We start from the raw sequence: 17,934 nt of genomic DNA, 5'->3' as shown, positions 1-17,934 counted from the left end.
AGATATGAGAGGTGTATGATATGTATACTATAAGCGATATTTACGGTTTTATCGAAGAACTTGCGCCCTTTTCACTGCAAGAGGGCTACGATAACAGCGGGCTGTGCGTGGGCAATATGTCGATGCCTGCCGACAAGGTGATGCTTTCGCTGGACTGCACGAAAGATGTGGCGAGGGAAGCCGCCGAAAAGGGCTTTCAGCTGGTGCTGACACATCACCCTGTAATTTTTCGCGGCATAAAACAGCTTGACCCCGAAAGCGTGGTGGGTCAGCTGGTAAGGGGAAATGTTGCGGTACTTTCGGCGCACACGAATTTTGACAGCACTGTGATGAACAAGATACTCTGTGAAAAGCTGGGGCTGATACCCGATGACTGCATAACTGTCGAGCATGGCGCTGAGATGGGCTGTATATGCGGGCATCAGGGCATTATGGCGGCAGATCTCGCCGTGCTCTGCAAAGAAAAGCTGGGCACGCCTACTGTCAGGTATGACCACGCAAAAAATACCCCACTCAGAAAGATAGCGGTGTGTTCGGGAAGCGGCGGAAGTTTTATGGGCGATGTTATCGCGAAAGGCTGTGATGCTTTCATCACGGGCGATGTCAAGCACGATGTCTTCGTTGATGCCTATAACGCAGGTCTGACCGTGTTCGATGCGGGGCACTACTACACCGAGAATATCTTCTGTGACTACATGAAAAAAGCCCTCACCGAGAGATTTGAGGGCATCATTGTCGAAGTGGCTGAGTCGTCTTTCGATGTGGTGGAGTGGTATACATAGTAAATGATATAAATTGTTAATTTTCGGCGGAAGATATTTTTTCCGCCGTTTTTGTACTTGACAAAATACCCCCTGGGGGTATATAATGTTACGTAGAGGAGGGGATACTGTGAGTGAACATAAATGCGAGTGCTGTGGACGAAAAAAAGTCCGCAGTGAGGAAGAATACAAGCGCCTGCTGAACCGCCTGAGCCGTATCGAGGGTCAGGTGCGCGGCATTAAGGCTATGGTGGAGGAAAGTGCCTACTGCCCCGATATACTTACGCAGTGTGCCGCCGTGAATGCCGCGATGAACGCTTTTTCGCGGGAACTGCTGACAAACCATATACGCACCTGTGTGGCTGATGACATTCGTGCGGGCAGGGACGAAACCATAGATGAACTGGCGGCAACTCTGCAAAAGCTGATGAAGTAAGGGGGTACAAGATGGAACAGTATAACGTTACGGGCATGAGCTGTGCGGCGTGCAGTGCAAGGGTGGAAAAAGCCGTTGCCGCTGTTGACGGCGTGACTGCCTGCTCGGTGAGCCTGCTGACAAATTCGATGGGCGTTGAGGGCAGTGCTTCGCCCGAAAGTATTATAAAAGCGGTGGAAGATGCGGGTTACGGCGCATCGCGAAAGGGCGCAAAGTCTGCCCCAGCCGAAGAAGACACCCTTGCTGACCGCGAAACGCCGAAGCTGAAAAAGCGGCTGACAGCTTCGCTTTGCCTGCTCATACCGCTTATGTATGTTTCGATGGGTCACATGATGTGGGGCTTTCCTCTGCCTGCGTTTTTTGAGGGCAACCATCTTGCGATGGGGCTGTTTGAGATGATATTCGCCGCCGCTGTGATGGTCATAAATCAGAAATTCTTTGTGAGCGGCTTTAAGGGGCTGGTACACCGCTCGCCCAATATGGACACCCTTGTGGCGATGGGTTCGGGGGTATCGTTTTTGTGGAGCGTTTTCGTGCTTTTTGCCATGACACGCGCTGTCACTGACGGCGACACCGACAAAACAGAAGAACTTATGATGAACTTCTACTTTGAGTCTGCCGCCATGATACTGACACTAATAACGGTCGGCAAACTGCTGGAGGCACGTTCAAAGGGCAAGACCACTGATGCGCTGAAAGGTCTTATGAAACTGACACCCAAAACTGCCGCAGTCGAGCGTGACGGCAAAGAAGTCGTGATGCCCATAGAGAATGTGCAGGTGGGTGACATCTTCGTTGTGCGGCCCGGTGAGAGCATACCCGTTGATGGTGTGGTCATAGAGGGCGAGAGCGCTGTAAATGAAGCCGCACTCACAGGCGAGTCGATACCTGCCGATAAGCAGGCGGGCAGTCATGTTTCAGCTGCAACCATCAATCAGACGGGTTTCCTGCGGTGCAGGGCACAGCGGGTGGGCGAGGACACCACCCTCGCGCAGATAATAAAGATGGTAAGCGATGCCGCCGCCACCAAAGCACCGATCGCCAAGATAGCCGACCGTGTTTCGGGCATTTTCGTCCCGACCGTTATCGGCATAGCGGCGATTACACTGGTGATATGGCTGGCAGTGGGGCAGACTGCGGGCTATGCGCTGGCGCGGGCTATCTCGGTGCTGGTGATAAGCTGTCCCTGTGCGCTGGGACTTGCAACGCCTGTTGCGATAATGGTGGGCAGCGGCATGGGCGCTAAAAACGGCGTGCTGTTCAAGACGGCTGTTTCGCTGGAAGAAACGGGCAGGGTGCAGATAGTCGCGCTGGACAAGACAGGCACAGTCACAAAAGGCGAACCCGCTGTGACCGATGTGATACCCGCAGACGGCATTTCGGAGAGCGAATTGCTGATTGCCGCCGCGTCCCTTGAAGCCATGAGCGAACACCCTCTTGCGGGCGCTGTTATGCGGTACTGTGAGGAAAATTCCGTAAAAGCCGAAACTGTCAGCGATTTCAAAGCGCTTTCGGGAAGCGGACTGCGCGGCAGGTTCGGCGGCGCTGAACTTTACGGCGGAAACCTTGCGCTGATAGAGAAGTACTGCACCGTCAGCGGTGAGTTGAAGTCAAAGGCGGAAGCACTGGCAGGCGAGGGCAAGACACCGCTGTTCTTTGCAAAAGGCGGGAAAATACTGGGCATGATAGCCGCCGCCGACCAGCTGAAAGATGAGAGCGCAGAAGCCATAAGACAGCTGAAAAATATGGGTCTGTCGGTGGTGATGCTGACAGGCGACAACGCCCGCACCGCCGAAGCAGTCGGCAGGCAGGCGGGAGTTGACCGCGTGATAGCGGGCGTTCTGCCTAACGGCAAGGAAAGCGTCATACGCAAGTTGCAGGCAGTCGGCAGAGTGGCTATGGTGGGTGACGGCATCAACGATGCACCCGCCCTCACCCGCGCTGATATGGGCATAGCTATCGGCGCGGGGGCAGATGTGGCAGTCGATGCCGCAGATGTGGTGCTGGTGAACAGCCGCCTTACCGATGTCCCCGCCGCCATACGACTCAGCTGCATGACGCTGAGAAGCATACATCAGAACCTTTTCTGGGCGTTTATTTACAATGTCATCGGCATTCCGCTGGCGGCAGGTGCTTTCATAAAGCTGTTCGGCTGGGAGTTACAGCCGATGTTCGGGGCGGCGGCAATGAGTTTGTCCAGCTTCACGGTGGTGACGAATGCACTGCGGCTAAATCTGAAAGACATCTTTTCGCCCGCCCGCGACAAGGCACGAAACTGTGTGGTACTGCCCGATGACCTCGCGCCCGAACAGAAGTCTGAAACTTACACCATGCGCATAAACGGCATGATGTGCCCCCACTGCGAAGCAACTGTCAGAAAAGCCCTTGAAGCCTTTGATGAGGTCGCAGAAGCGGTCTGCGACTTTAAGGCGGGCACAGCCGTACTGACACTTTATTCGCCCATACGTGACCTTGCGGCGATGGAAGATGCTGTCACCAAAAAGGGCTACGAAGTTATCAAGGAGGTATGATTTGAAGAAGATACTGTCAAAACTGAAACCAATAAATATCCTTATGCTGACGCTGGCGGGCATGATAAACGCCTTCGGCATAACCATTTTCCTGACACCTGTAAAACTCTATGACAGCGGCATTTCGGGAACTTCGATGCTGGCGGCACAGCTTACGCCCGCATCGCTGTCACTCTCGGTCTTTCCGGTGATACTTATAGCAATCCGCCTTAAAATTCAGACAAAATCCAGTCACAAAATCCATAGATCCGAGCTTTTGCGACTGGATTTTGTGAATTTAAATAGTTGGATTGCTATAATGTGCCGCTGTTCCTGTACGGGTCGAAAAAGCAGTGCGGCATTTTCACAGTGTATGCGGTGTACACGGTGCTGATATACTCGGTGTCGGCGTGGCTGATAACCGATATTCTGCCTGTTGATGTGCGTTTCGCTTCACCGCTGGCGGGTACCGACCTGCTTTTGTGTGCGCTGTTCGGCGGAGTCATATCGGGGGCGGGCAGCGGTATCGCACTGCGCTTCGGCGGTGCGATGGACGGCATAGAGGTAATGGCGGTGATATTTGCAAAGCGGATAGGCATAACTGTCGGCACTTTCTGCATGATATACAACGTGTGCCTTTACATAGTCTGCGGGCTGGTGCTAAACAGCTGGATACTGCCGCTGTATTCCATAGTGACCTACGGTGCGGCACTGAAAACGGTGGATTTCATCGTTGATGGTCTTGACCGCGCAAAGGGTGCGATAATAATAACCAACAAGCCCGCCGAAGTCACTGAACGGCTGAGCAGTGAGTTCGGGAGCGGCGTGACGCTGATAAACGCAAAAGGCGGCTATTCCAACGCCGAAAAGACTTTCATCTATTTCGTGGTCAACCGTTTTCAGGTGACCCGCATGAGAAATATCGTGCATGATACCGACCCCGCCGCATATATTACAATATCAGATGTGGCAGATGTTTTCTCGGCAAACCACAGCGGATGAATATGTGACCGTTATGTGTCAAACTGCCAAAAAGTTAACATAACTATTGACAGTCGGGCGTTATTCTGTTATAATTAAAATAGTTTTTTGTTGCTTTTTTTGATGATATGCAATACAGTTCGCAGCGGTATATCGCTGAATACTTGGAGGTATATAAACATGTGCGGAATAGTTGGATTTACAGGTATGCGTCAGGCGGCACCTGTGCTGCTGGACGGTCTGTCCAAACTGGAATACAGAGGTTATGACTCGGCTGGCATCGCTGTGCGTGACGGTGACAGAGATACCGAGATAATCAAGGAAAAAGGCAAGCTGGCAGTGCTGGTCAATATGACCGATGGCGGCAAGGCTGTAAAAGGCTGCTGCGGTATAGGTCATACAAGATGGGCGACTCATGGTGAACCATCTGCGCTGAACGCTCACCCGCATGCCACTGACGATGAAAATGTCATCGCGGTACACAACGGCATCATAGAGAACTATCAGGAACTTAAAGAGAAGCTGGTAAAGGCGGGCTACACTTTCAGGTCGCAGACTGATACCGAAGTCGCTGTTAAGCTGATAGACTACTACTACCGCAAGTACGGCGAGGGTCCTGTTGACTCCATCGCGAGGGCTATGATACGTATACGCGGCAGTTATGCGCTGTGCGTTATGTTCAAGGAATATCCCGAAGAGATCTACACAGCCCGCAAGGACAGCCCCATGATAATAGGTATCGCTGACGGCGAAACTTATGTGGCTTCCGATGTGCCTGCCATACTCAAATATACAAGGAACGTTTATTATATCGGCAATCTGGAGATAGCAAAGCTGTCTAAGGGCGAAGTGAAGTTCTATAATATCGAGCGTGAGGAGATAACAAAGGAACTCACTGAGATAAAGTGGAACGCCGAAGCCGCAGAAAAGGGCGGCTATGAGCACTTCATGCTCAAGGAGATACACGAACAGCCCAAGGTCATCAGGGATACCATAAACTCTGTTGTCAAGGACGGCAGAATCGTGCTTGACGAATTCGGTCTGACTGATGAAGAGGTAAAGGCGCTGAGCCAGATATACATAGTTGCCTGCGGTTCGGCTTACCATGTGGGCGTTGCGGCACAGTATGTGTTTGAAGAACTGACTTCTATACCTGTGAGGGTAGAACTTGCCAGCGAATTCAGATACAGGAAGATGCCCCTCAGTAAGAACAGCCTTGTGGTGATAATCAGCCAGTCGGGCGAAACTGCCGACAGCCGCGCCGCTCTCACGCTTGCTAAAGAGCGCGGCATAAAGACTCTCGGCATAGTCAATGTGGTAGGTTCCAACATAGCAAGAGAGGCTGACAGCGTGTTCTACACACTTGCGGGTCCCGAAATATCTGTTGCTACAACAAAGGCGTACAGCACACAGCTTATCGCCGCTTATCTGCTGGCTATGCAGTTCGCAAAAGTGCGCGAAGAGATAACAGAAGAGAGATTTGCCGAACTGCTGGAAGAACTTAACACCATTCCCGACAAGGTGGCAAAGATACTGGAGGATAAAGAGCGTATACAGTGGTTCGCATCTAAGTTCTCGAATATACGCGATGCTTTCTTTATCGGCAGAGGTATCGACTACGCAGTAAGCCTTGAGGGTTCGCTGAAAATGAAGGAGATAAGCTATATCCATTCGGAGGCTTATGCCGCAGGCGAACTGAAACACGGTCCTATCTCGCTTATCGAGAACGGCACACTGGTAATAAGCGTGCTGACACAGCAGGCTTTGTTTGAAAAGACAGTTTCAAACATGGTCGAGTGCAAGTCGCGCGGTGCTTACATAATGGGTCTGACTTCCTATGGCAACTACAGCGTTGAGGATACCGCAGACTTCACCGCATACGTTCCCAAGACCGACCCGCTGTTCGCGGCAAGCCTTGCGGTCGTACCGTTACAGCTGTTGGGTTACTACATCTCGGTGGCTAAGGGTCTTGACGTTGACAAGCCCAGAAACCTCGCAAAGAGCGTAACTGTTGAATAAAATATAACAACAAGGCGCTTCCCCGCAAAAGGGAAGCGCCTTTTATTGTGTGTAAAACATAAGTCCCGATTTGGTCGTGTATTGCTTTCCGCGCCGACACACCAAAATTGTGAGAAACATAAAACACCCCTGCCGTCATAAAGCAGGGGTGTCGGTGTTTTTCTACCAGATGCGGTAATTGCCGCTGAGCGCCAGAAATGCGAACATGTAAAGGCAGTTGTCGTAATACCGCCGCCCGCCTGTGCGCAGGGGAGAGTTCCACAGCTTTTCGACCCATTCAGCCGCAAGACGAACTTTTGGGTCGGGTGATGTCAGTGACAGCTTATCTCTCACCGCCAGCGATCCCATAGCAGTAGCCGCCATAAGCCCGACAGGGTGAAGTGCGGGCTGTGTCAGCTTAGTGCCATCGACTTCATATGTCATGTAAGGTTCATCGCGGTTTATGATGCCCAGCGTGTGCTGTAATCTCGGTACGGCGGCAAAATGCCCCTCGTCCTTGCCGAACCATACGCAGTCAAGACCGATGTTTGCGGCGGTTCGGTAAGCATCGCTGTAAAAATAATCGTGCCTGTCATGCGTCCAGGGGAGAGGCCTTGACATCGGTGAACCGTCAAACTCGCCGTATTCGGGACTCATGCCTGTTGCGGGGTGGCAGGACTTCGCGATATACTCGCGGCTCGCCTTAGCCGCACCCGCCCAGAATTCTCTGTCCTCTTCGTATGCCCAGAGTGCGAAAAGTTCATAAAAATGCGGCAGATGGTATGAAGCATCGCTGAAATCACAGGCTGGTCCGAAAAGTATCAGCTTGCGCTCAATATCCCACATGGGCGCACCGACTGTATCGCCTTCGCCCTTGTGCAGACAGCTTCGCAGGAGGTCTTTCGCCTCTTTGCTGTAATTGAATATGCCCTCGCCGTCGCCCCAGCGGTGTGAAGCGAAAAACAGCGCCATCGCATAGTATTCCTCGCCGTCGGGCGCAGGACCGTCAGAGTTGCGTGTGCCGTCGGGCTTGCATGACCACGCGAAATAACCCGCGTTCCAGCCGTCGGTCATGTACATGTAGTGCTTTGACCATTTCCATATCCTGTCAAAGATATCTTTTCTGTCCAGCTGTACAGCCAGCATCATGCCGTAGGACATGCCCTCAGTGCGGGCATCATGGTTGCCCGTGTCTTCAAGATATCCCATATCTCCGACTTCATGGTAAAAGCTGTCATCACCGAAGAAAAATTCTTCTGTCAGCTTATCCAGCCGCGTTTTTATTTCAGTTTCGCTCTTGCCGATCTCGGCAAACACGTTGCGGTAATTATTCTTGAACATGATACCCTCCTATATAACAAAAGTTGGTAATTACATTGTATCACAAGAATAATTGCGCTGTCAAGTCAGCTTTTGCGCTGTTTCCATTAAGGAAATGCGGTTATTGCGGGGTCTTTTAGTTCCGTCCCCTTGCGGGGAAAACGCCTATTCTTCCGCGCCGCCCCTCAGCGCCGCCCTCGCGGTATGCGTTTCAAGGTCGGCAAGACGGGTCGGGATAGGTATATGGCTTTCCTTTGAAGTCAGCCGCAGTGAGATATCGCAGGCAGTGTCAAGGCTTATGCCGCTTCCCGCCGACACGAACACAGGCTTAACGCCCTTGTGTGTCCTCAGCGCACGACCGTATACTTCGCCGTCGATTATGATGTCGGTGTAACTGCCCGCATCTTCGGCGGGTTCGGTGTAGTCGGTCTTTTTGTCTACGCGGAAGTATGTTTTCGCTATGCCCATAGCGGGTCTGCCCATGACCAGCGCCGCATGTGTCGCGATGCCCATGTGACGCGGGTGGAGATAACCGTTGCCGTCAAAAATGAAAAGATCGGGTTCATTTTCCAGCAGTCCGACAGTCTTAAGCACCAGCGGAAGTTCCCGAAATGCCAGATAACCGGGTATATACGGCACATCTATCATGCCGTCACACTGCTTTTTCTCGATGACTTCGCCGCTGGCGGCATCTGTCACCACTATACAGCAGACTGCACGTTCGGTGTCGCCCTCCTGCCAGTAGGCGAGGTCTACGCCCGCAACGGTCTTAAGGGCATCAGCCGAAAAGCTGTCCTCCAGACTTATTTTCTGCCTGAGGTCATTTTGTATCTGCGCGAACTTTTCTTCCTCAGCGTACATCACTTTTCCCCCTTGCCGAAGTATTCCCCCATGAACTTCATATATATAGCATAAGCGGCATTTCCGGGCGAGTCGGGGAAGATAGTTTCTATCACTTTCTCGGCGGGTGTCCAGTCAGCCCAGTCCACCTCAGAAGACAGCACCAACGGCTGTTTTTTCGCCCGCGCGATGAAGCCGTGCATCAGCAGACCTTGTTTCTCAAACCAGTATGTACCCGCGTAGTCAACACCGTCAAGGGCTATGCCTATCTCTTCCCTGACCTCGCGTACTGCCGTCTGCTCGGCATTTTCACCCGGAGTTATGTACCCCGATACAAAGGTCGTGTACTTGTCTGACATGTAATCCTGTCTCAGCAGTGCTATCTCGTCATATTCATTCGCCACCAGTACTATCGAACAGCTGGGGAAAGTATCGAACCACAGCTTGTCACAGCCCATGCAGTATGGCACCTGTCCCTCATCGCCCGCAGGTCTGTCACTCAGCTTTCTGCCGCACTGAGGGCAAAAGATATATCTCATTCGGCTCACCTCACATCTATCAGACGGCAAAGCTGATACCTTATACATTTTTTCGTATCATCATCGCCGTTAACATAAAAAGGGTCGGAACAGTATGACTATCCCGACCCAAGTAATATTAAACTTCTTCCTTATTGGAGTTTACTGTGATGTTGGGTGCGCTCTCGCCTGTAGCTTCCTCAGCAGCCTTTACAGCAGCATTTCTTGAATTTCTGAAATTGATGAGAGTCTGCTTGATTGACTCCAGCATGCCCTTAGTGAAAGGCAGGTTGTGCGCTCTGGTGAATGGGTCGAGTACGAAGCCCTCAACATTGGGGGTGTTCTCTGTCAGGTTGGCGATGTCGGCAAACTTCATAGCGAAAGGCATGAAATTCTGGTCGGTGGTCTTTCTCATCTCGTCAAGAGTTTCCTTGCTTGTGAAAACAGGGAAGTAAGAGATAGTCTTCTCGTTGCCGTCCTCGTCCTTGACATTCTTGTTTATCAGCAGGAACTTTGCAGTCTGCTTGTCCTGGAACTGAACGTGGTTCTCCTTGTCAGCCACCAATTCCTGATTCTTCTCGATGATAGCAGGTACAAGGAAAGTCGATCTCAGCGCATTGTTGATGACCTTGTTCTGTGTATCTGCATTGAATTCATTTCTCATTGCGCCGATAGCTTCTACCAGTGCGGTGTTGTCGATCTTCTCGTTGGATACCTTGCCTGAGATCTGTAAGTTCTGATTTGCCATAATTTTCTACTCCTTTTTGCTTTCTGACCATTCTGCGGCGATATTGCACCTGTCTGCACCGAAACTCCCAAGCACCCGACAGGAGTCCAGCGCTGACGCATCGCCGTCAGTGAGGTCGTATTTATTTTGGTTTTTCCTTTCGGAAGGAACTACTTCTCTTCCAGATTTATATCTATGATAAACTTAGGTCTTGCCTTAGTTTCCAGATAGATCTTGCCTATATATTCACCGATGACACCTATCGCCAGCATTTGCAGACCGCCGATAGCCCATATCGAAACTATCGTGGAAGCCCAGCCCCTTTCGGTGTTGCCGAAAGCCTTGTCGATAAGGAAGTACATCAGCATCAGTATAGATACTACAAAAATGATAACGCCCAGCGCTGTAATAAATCTTATGGGCTTTACCGACAGCGAAGTTATGCCCTCTATCGCGAAAGCCAGCATCTTTTTCAGCGGGTACTTTGATTCGCCCGCCACGCGCTCGTTTCTTTCGTACTTCACGATGTCGCTCTTGAAGCCCACCATCGGCACCATTCCTCTCAGGAACAGGTTGACCTCCTTGAAATCAGCCAGCGCATCTACGGCACGTTTGCTCATAAGTCTGTAGTCGGCGTGGTCATAGGTTATCTCGACACCCATCATCTCCAGCACCTTGTAGTAGGCGCGTGCAGTGTTGCGCTTGAAAGCGGTGTCAGTTTCTCTCGAAGACCTCACACCGTAGACTATCTCACAGCCCTCAGCGCGTTTTTCCAGCATGCCGTCGATGGCGTTTATATCGTCCTGAAGGTCTGCGTCCATCGATATCATTATGTCGGCGTAGTTCCTTGCTGTCATAAGACCTGCCAGCAGTGCATTCTGATGCCCCCTGTTGCGCGAGAGTTTTATGCCCGTGAAGATATCGGTCTGCGCCAGACCATGCAGTTTTTCGATGACTTCCCAAGTCTTGTCCTTAGAACCGTCGTCCACCAGCATTACTTTACTTTTGGGGCTTATCTTGCCCTCGCCTATAAGTGTGTCCATCTTTTTCATGATAGCCTTAGCCGTTATGGGGAGCATTTCCTCCTCATTATAGCAAGGTATCACCAGATACAGTATCTCTGCCAATTTTATTCATCTCCAAAGTTTATTATTGTATTTTTATATTTCGTATGTTCGTCACATTGAACTCAGAAAAATAGCCTCTTCATCTCTGTTTATACCGAACAGCCTGCATGCGTTCTCGTTGGTGATGCGTATTATCTCTTCCACCGAAACGCCCTTTACCTCAGCCATGACCTTTGCAGTTTCGGCTATCATCGAACTGTCACTGCGCTCGCCCCTGTAGGGAGGCGGTGCCATGTAGGGGCAGTCAGTTTCCAGCAGGAGCCTGTCCAGCGGCACAGCTTCGCAGGAACGGCGCGACTTCTTGTTGTTTTTGAAAGCCAGCGCACCCGTGAAACCGATGTACATGCCCAGCTTCACGACTTCCTCAGCCGTTTCAGCCGAGCCTGAAAAGCAGTGCATAACGCCTTCGGGACGGAACTCGTTGAGTATCTTCATGCAGTCCTCTGTAGCATCGCGGCAGTGTACTATGACAGGCAGAGATTTGCACACCGCGAACCTCACCTGGTCTTTGAACATCTTTATCTGCTTTTCTTTATTGTAGCCCTCATAGTGGTAGTCAAGCCCTATCTCACCGACAGCGCCCAGCTTGTGTATCTCGCAGGCTTCGCGGTAAAGTTCCTGTAAGATATCCATGTAGTTATCGGGAACTTCGTCAGCATTTTCGGGGTGGAAACCCACTGAGGTGTAGTAATTTTCATATCTTTTAGCTGTTTCGATGCCGAACCTTGCCGACTTTTCATCGGTGGCGGCATGAAGCATCCTGTCTATTGGGTGAGCATCGCCTGTCAGCAGTCTGTCCAGCAGCTCGAACCTGTCCTCATCAAAGGCAGGGTCATCGTAATGACAATGCGAGTCAAATATCCCTCCCGCCATACAGATCTCCTTTCTGTCAGGCGACAAATACGCCTGTATATACAATAGTTATTATAACACATCTCGCCCCAAAAGTAAAGCACTTTTTTGTCATTTACAAAAAAAGTGACATGCTGTGCGCCAAAAGAAAAATAAACAGCGTCCACCCCCCGACCGCCGCGATGAATGACGGCATAACAAGCATTTCCGCGCCGCCCGCACCGTCAAATATCACGCAAAAAAAAGGGGCTGTTGCAACCGCAGCACCCCCCAAGCCTTCTTCAAAAAAAAGGACTCGGGGGTGTTATGTTCTGCTGGTTTTTATGCCGTTTTCAGTTCAAAAACGGTCGGGAAGTATATTTTTCGCCCGAAACGAAATAGGTATATACGGTCATCAGGTATTTTTTTCATGGATAGACCCCTTTTCTTGACAATTCCAAAGTTGACAAAGTTGACACAAATTGACACTGCTTTGTCAACTTTTAAAAGCCCTATTTTACGGCGTTTAAACCTTGTTTTTGAGAAAATTGACAATGTTGACAAGGTAAGGGGAAAAATGAAAAAATAGCAGGTAATTTCCAATATATGGTAAATTTATTTTTTAAAGTATCCTTACTACCCTGTCAATTTTGTCAACTTTTATGTTTTGACCCCTGAAAGCCCTATTTTTCGGGGTTTATATAGTTGACACTTTCGTGTCAGCTTTTGTCAATTTTGTCAATTTAGTGGTGGGATCGACTTGTATTATCGTTTTTGGCTTGCTTCTGCACAGAGATCTTCTGAAACCATAGTCCTGTTTAAGAACGCCGAATGCTCCCTCAGCCTGTATGCTCCCGTTCATTCGCACTTGACAATTTCTCATTTTTGTGGTACGATCCTTTCGTTGGTTTAATGGTTTTTGCAATTATATTATACCACAAAAAGAAGAGCTTGGCACTACCTTTCAGGTCTGTGCCAGGCTCTTTTTTCTTTGTTGGGGCTGCAACAGCCCCTTCTCTGATATTTTATCGTTGAGCCGACTGTCAGATGCCGTGATGCTCCTTGCCTGCTGTGAGGGTGTTCTTCATCAGCATAGCTATGGTCATAGGACCTACGCCGCCGGGAACGGGGGTGATGTAGCCTGCTTTCTCCTTGCAGTCCTCAAAGTCAACATCGCCGCACAGCTTGCCGTTCTCATCGCGGTTCATGCCGACATCTATGACAACAGCGCCTTCCTTGATGTAGTCAGCGGTGACCATTTTAGCCCTGCCGACTGCCGCCACGAGAATGTCAGCCCTTGCGCAGACTTCCTTGAGGTTCTTTGTCTTTGAGTGGGTGATGGTAACAGTGCCGTTCTGATGGAGCAGGAGCATAGCCTGAGGCTTGCCAACGATGTTGCTTCTGCCGATGACAACGCATTCCTTGCCTGCAACATCTGTGCCGGTGGACTTGATAAGTTCCATAACGCCCGCAGGTGTGCAGGGCAGGAAGCTGTAATCGCCTATCATTATCTTACCCACGTTTACGGGGTGGAAAGCGTCAACGTCCTTGTCGGGGCGTATGTTGTTTATGATTATCTTGTCATCTAGGTGCTTGGGCAGAGGAAGCTGTACCAGTATGCCGTCAACTTTGTCGTCCTTGTTCAGCTTGTCTACCAGTGCCAGCAGTTCTTCTTCGGTAGTTTCAGCGGGCAGAGCGTACTTGTAGGAATTGAAGCCTACAGTTTCACAAGCCTTCTCCTTATTTTTTACATACACCTGTGATGCGGGGTCATCGCCCACTATCACCACTGCCAGACCTATCTCAACGCCCTTAGCTTTCAGCGCCTCGACCTCCTGCCTGATCTCTTCCTTGACCTGTGCGGATACCGCCTTGCCGTCAATAATGTTTGCCATTTTCATTTACCTCCTGTTTATGTCGTTTTATGGCTGTCCTGCCTGAACGCCGCTATTCGGCGTACTGAGGGAGTCAGTCATTATTTTCCTTTTCGTCCTCGTCATCTGCGAGTATCGACTTGTAGCCGTCATCGGGCTTTTCAGCCTTTTCCTTGTCTTTGCTTGCGGCATCTTTGAGTGCCTGCTTTTTGGCTTTCACAGCTTCCTTGCCGAACTTTTTCTCGTATTCCTTTTCAAGTTCCGCAAAACTCTCGCCCTTGTGCTTGGCTTCGTCTATCTTCTTTTTCAGTTCTTTCTTTTCCTTCTGCATATCTTCATACTCGGTGAACTCTGCCAGCTGTGCTTTGGAAACTTCCGTTTCGCAGAAGAACTTGTAGCTGTCCGAACGCTTTACCGAACTTCTGAAAACTATCCACAGTATGACAGATGCGACAACGCATGTGCCTGCCACCAGCTGGGAAACTCTTATATGACCCAGATAGAGTGAGTCAGTTCTCAGACCTTCTATGAAGAACCTGCCCAGACCGTACCAGAATGTGTACATGAGGAATATCTCGCCGTCGAACTTGCGGTGTTTGAAGTATAGGTGCAGAAGCACAAATCCCAGCAGACACCAGAGCGACTCATACAAAAAGCATGGGTGTATCGGCTTGAAAGCGTCAACATCGGTGAGGGTGTCATAATGGTCGCTGATATACGCGGCAGTCTTCCACGACAGCATGCCCCACGCTTTGTCGGTGTTTGCGCCGAAAGCCTCCTGATTGAAGAAATTGCCCCATCTGCCGATGCACTGACCTATCAGGAAACAGGGTGCTGTGACATCCAGCATGGCGGAAAGCCGCAGACCCCTCAGCTTAGTGACGATGCCGCCCACCAGTATCGCACCGATAAGTCCGCCGTAGATGGCAAGACCGCCGTCGCGTATCTTGAAAAAGTCGGTCAGCTTCATGCCCTCTGTATTGAATATGATATAGTAGAGCCTTGCACCGATGATAGCGCCGATAATGCCGCTTATCACCGAGTCGGTCGCTCTGTCGGGGTCGATGCCGCAGGGACGCATTTTTCTGAAACCGTAGATTATCGCCAGCAGCATGCCGATGCCTATCAGCAGTCCGTACCAGTATACCGTGAAGTTCAGTCCGGGTACCGTGAACGCCACGCGGTCGATGCTGATGCCCTCTTTGAGGATATTATCGCCGCCGCCGAAATTCGGGAAATACACCTTATCGGGATTTGCCCTCAGCTTTTCTCTGACTGCGGCTGTGTCCTCCGCGAGGGCTGTCAGGGCAGTCATAACATTCATGTTCATTTTTCATTTACTCCTTTGCAGGCTCTATTATGGATATAGCCGAATTTTCCTCGTTAAACAGTTCGCTCACCGCCGCCATGCAGTCCTCGATGGTCATTTCTGCCAGCACTTCTGCCTCGTCAAACACGGTAGTGCCGTTGAAGTAGCTTTCGGTCATCGAATCTGCGATGCCCTCGACACTTCCGAGAGTCCTTACCATCGAGCCGTAGCGCGACTTTTTGAGTATCTCGAAGTTCTCCTTGTCAAAGCCTTCGCGCTGTACGCGGTCAAGTTCAGCGATTATACGCCTGTAGACTTCGTCGGGGTCTTTCGACTCGCCCGATATTATGCAGGCGAAATAGCTGTCAACTGCGTTGAAGGTGCTGTAGCCGAACTGTGAATTTATCAGACCGTCCTCGAACATCTGCTGGTACAGCGGTGATGAAGTACCTGCCACCAGCTGGAGTATGGTCTTTGCTATGCAGGCGCGCTTTTCAAGTTCTATGCCGCCGCAGGGCTTGCTTTTGAAGCCGATATCGAACAGCGGCAGACCTACAGGGAATTTACCTGTGATGCGCTTTTGTGCAACGCCGTGACCCTCTTCGGGGAAGCGGCATTCGAGTTTAAGGTCTTCTGCGGGCTTCAACAGCTTGTCGCATATCTCGATGACCTTGTCTTCATCAACATTGCCCGCGATGGACAGCACCATGTTGTGAAGATTGTAGAAAGTGTAATAGCAGTCGTAAAGCAGTTCGGGGGTTATCTTAGCGATCGACTCCACTGTGCCTGCGATGTCTATTTTTACGGGGTGTTCCTTATACAGCGCTTTCAGCAGGTTGAAGTAGCAGCTGCGGTAGGGCGAGTCTTCGCCCATTTTTATCTCCTGTGCGATTATGCCTTGTTCTTTATCCACATTTTCCTGTGTGAAATAGGGCTTCTGCACAAAGTCGAGGAGTATTTCCAGCGCCTTGTCCCAGTTGCGGGCTGTGCTGAATGTGTAGGCTGTTTCATGGAAAGTGGTGAAAGCATTGCCCGATGCGCCTGTGGCGGCGTAAAGGTCGAACACATCGGTGTCCTCGTTCTCAAACAGCTTGTGTTCGAGGTAGTGTGCGATGCCTTCGGGGACTTCGATGAAGTCGCCTGTTTTGGCAGTCTTGAAGCATGTATTGATAGAGCCGTACTTTGTGGCGAACATCGCTTCGGTGGTGGAATAGTTATCCATCTTCCATACCAGCACATCAAGTCCTGAGGGGTGGTGTATCAGCGAATACTGCTCACCGAAACGTTCACTTCTGATAATTTCCTTATTCATCATCGCTGCCTCCCTCCGCCTTAAGAATGAATATCGTATCGGGCTTCATGCTTTTGGCACTTTCGATTATCTGTTCCCTTGTCACAGCATTTATAAGTGCGCAGCATTCTTCGGGGGTGTAGGCGGTGCCGCGTGTATCCTGCACCCTGTACCATGCACCGATATCCCATTCCGAGTCGTAGTTGGACATGAAGCCGCTGCATATATACAGCTTTGCATTTTCCATCTCTTCATCGGTGAAATCACCGTTCTGCATGGCTTTCAGTTCGGCTGTTACAGCCTGCTGTGCCTTTTCGATATTGGCTGTATCAACGCCGCTTTCTATCATCATCACGTTTTTGAGGTCGCTGAAATAGCTGTCACAGTAATAGCACAGCGAAAGTTTCTCGCGCACGTTCATGAACAGCTTTGAAAATGCCGAGCCGCCCAGTATGCAGTCCATCAGCTTGTTGGCGTATATATTCGGATAGTCGGTCTTGTACGCCATGAACATATTGCTCTGGTTTATGTTCATCGGCTCTTCCTTTACGCACAGCTTTTCCTTGACGGGTGATGCTTTGAGATAGTCTATCTGCGGCACATCGCCCCTTTCGACTTTTGCAAAAGCATCTGTCAGCAGTTTTACTGCGCTGTCTATCTCACCGCCGCCGCACACGGTTATGTCTATGGCGGCATGTTTCAGCAGGAAGCGGTACTGCCTCAGCAGGTCTTCCTGAGTTATAGCGGCTGCACGCTCGGCAGTGCCCATATCGGATACCGCCGCAGGTTCGCCCGCGTAGATGACTTCTTTCGCTTTCATATATGCGTAGCCGCGCTTGTCATTGACTGCGGCGGCTATGTTGTCGAGAAGTTCCTGCTTTCTCAGGCGGAAGTAGTTCTCGTTGAATTTTCCGTCGGTGAGGTCAGGCTCGAAGATACATTTTATCAGCTGTTTCACAGCTTCATCCGAGATGACCTCGCCGCCGATGGTGAAGCGGTCGCGTATGGCGCTTATGGTCATGCCCACCGACTGATAGTCGCTGACATTAGCCGAAACCGCGCCGATGGAAGTACCGTACAGTCCCAGAAACTTCTTTGAAAGTTCACTTCTCGACTTGTACTGCGAGTTTGAAGTCACCAGCAGTGAAGTGAGCAGTACATTCACGCCCAGATCATCGGGGACTATCGGTGTGATGAATCTTACACGGATAATATTCGCCTTATACTTGGGGTCGGTGATGCGGGTGAGGGTGATGCCCTTGCCTATCTCCGTTTTATTATAATTTACTGCCATTTACATTCTCCGTTCTATAGACTTTTCGCGGAAAGCCTGTTTAAAATTAGTTGACAGATGAAAATATACCAACTTATAGTATAACACATAACTGTAAAAAATTCCACCGATTTCACA

The 17,934-nt window shown here is 50.5% G+C and carries 16 protein-coding genes; 6 read left to right on the top strand and 10 right to left on the bottom strand.

Annotated features, from left to right (window positions below):
• Positions 1-20: 20 nt before the first annotated feature.
• The 6 genes from CUS_RS12010 to glmS all read left to right on the top strand — a co-directional run bounded on the left by CUS_RS12010 (position 21) and on the right by glmS (position 6,707).
• A complete protein-coding gene (locus CUS_RS12010) occupies positions 21-782 on the top strand; it encodes a Nif3-like dinuclear metal center hexameric protein (RefSeq protein WP_002850980.1) in 762 nt (253 codons plus the stop codon).
• A gap of 109 nt (positions 783-891) precedes the next feature.
• On the top strand, positions 892-1,197 hold the full coding sequence (locus CUS_RS12005) for a metal-sensing transcriptional repressor (RefSeq protein ID WP_002851018.1): 306 nt from the start codon (positions 892-894) through the stop codon (positions 1,195-1,197).
• Positions 1,198-1,208: 11 nt separating this feature from the next.
• Entirely contained in the window at positions 1,209-3,728 is a 2,520-nt protein-coding gene (locus CUS_RS12000) for a heavy metal translocating P-type ATPase (protein ID WP_002851057.1), read from the top strand.
• Position 3,729: 1 nt separating this feature from the next.
• Complete coding sequence (locus CUS_RS20445) at positions 3,730-4,101, top strand: YitT family protein (RefSeq protein WP_242831554.1); 372 nt, start codon at positions 3,730-3,732, stop codon at positions 4,099-4,101.
• The gene (locus CUS_RS11995) at positions 4,014-4,709 is read left to right on the top strand and encodes a YitT family protein (protein WP_002851066.1); all 696 of its coding nucleotides are present in this window, start codon (positions 4,014-4,016) and stop codon (positions 4,707-4,709) included. The genes CUS_RS20445 and CUS_RS11995 overlap by 88 nt, the downstream gene beginning before the upstream one ends.
• 159 nt (positions 4,710-4,868) lie before the next feature.
• On the top strand, positions 4,869-6,707 hold the full coding sequence (glmS, locus tag CUS_RS11990; RefSeq protein ID WP_002851060.1) for a glutamine--fructose-6-phosphate transaminase (isomerizing): 1,839 nt from the start codon (positions 4,869-4,871) through the stop codon (positions 6,705-6,707).
• A gap of 162 nt (positions 6,708-6,869) precedes the next feature.
• Here glmS and CUS_RS11985 read toward each other — a convergent pair whose 3' ends face one another.
• The 10 genes from CUS_RS11985 to yfmF all read right to left on the bottom strand — a co-directional run bounded on the left by CUS_RS11985 (position 6,870) and on the right by yfmF (position 17,817).
• A complete protein-coding gene (locus tag CUS_RS11985; protein WP_002850998.1) occupies positions 6,870-8,027 on the bottom strand; it encodes a glycosyl hydrolase family 8 in 1,158 nt (385 codons plus the stop codon).
• A gap of 144 nt (positions 8,028-8,171) precedes the next feature.
• Positions 8,172-8,867, bottom strand: a complete 696-nt coding sequence (locus CUS_RS11980; protein WP_002851013.1) for an endonuclease V — start codon at positions 8,865-8,867, stop codon at positions 8,172-8,174.
• Positions 8,867-9,385: an NAD(+) diphosphatase gene (locus CUS_RS11975; protein WP_002851048.1), complete on the bottom strand. Its 519-nt coding sequence runs from the start codon at positions 9,383-9,385 to the stop codon at positions 8,867-8,869. Before CUS_RS11975 ends, CUS_RS11980 begins: the two co-directional genes overlap by 1 nt.
• Positions 9,386-9,503: 118 nt before the next feature.
• Positions 9,504-10,112 (bottom strand): SseB family protein, encoded by a 609-nt coding sequence (locus CUS_RS11970; protein WP_002851062.1) that lies wholly within the window; start codon positions 10,110-10,112, stop codon positions 9,504-9,506.
• Positions 10,113-10,261: 149 nt separating this feature from the next.
• Complete coding sequence (locus CUS_RS11965; RefSeq protein ID WP_002851015.1) at positions 10,262-11,218, bottom strand: glycosyltransferase family 2 protein; 957 nt, start codon at positions 11,216-11,218, stop codon at positions 10,262-10,264.
• 51 nt (positions 11,219-11,269) lie between these two features.
• Positions 11,270-12,091: a TatD family hydrolase gene (locus CUS_RS11960; RefSeq protein ID WP_002850977.1), complete on the bottom strand. Its 822-nt coding sequence runs from the start codon at positions 12,089-12,091 to the stop codon at positions 11,270-11,272.
• Positions 12,092-13,092: 1,001 nt separating this feature from the next.
• Complete coding sequence (folD, locus tag CUS_RS11955) at positions 13,093-13,944, bottom strand: bifunctional methylenetetrahydrofolate dehydrogenase/methenyltetrahydrofolate cyclohydrolase FolD (RefSeq protein WP_002851045.1); 852 nt, start codon at positions 13,942-13,944, stop codon at positions 13,093-13,095.
• A gap of 73 nt (positions 13,945-14,017) precedes the next feature.
• Complete coding sequence (lgt, locus tag CUS_RS11950; protein ID WP_002851053.1) at positions 14,018-15,253, bottom strand: prolipoprotein diacylglyceryl transferase; 1,236 nt, start codon at positions 15,251-15,253, stop codon at positions 14,018-14,020.
• 7 nt (positions 15,254-15,260) lie between these two features.
• A complete protein-coding gene (gene yfmH, locus CUS_RS11945) occupies positions 15,261-16,544 on the bottom strand; it encodes an EF-P 5-aminopentanol modification-associated protein YfmH (protein ID WP_037277249.1) in 1,284 nt (427 codons plus the stop codon).
• Positions 16,537-17,817, bottom strand: a complete 1,281-nt coding sequence (gene yfmF / locus CUS_RS11940) for an EF-P 5-aminopentanol modification-associated protein YfmF (RefSeq protein ID WP_002851080.1) — start codon at positions 17,815-17,817, stop codon at positions 16,537-16,539. Before yfmF ends, yfmH begins: the two co-directional genes overlap by 8 nt.
• Positions 17,818-17,934: the final 117 nt, after the last annotated feature.

The sequence above is a fragment of the Hominimerdicola alba 8 genome (assembly GCF_000178155.2).
In the GTDB taxonomy this organism is placed as follows: domain Bacteria; phylum Bacillota; class Clostridia; order Oscillospirales; family Ruminococcaceae; genus Hominimerdicola; species Hominimerdicola alba_C.
This window is presented reverse-complemented; position numbering and strand designations above follow the sequence as displayed.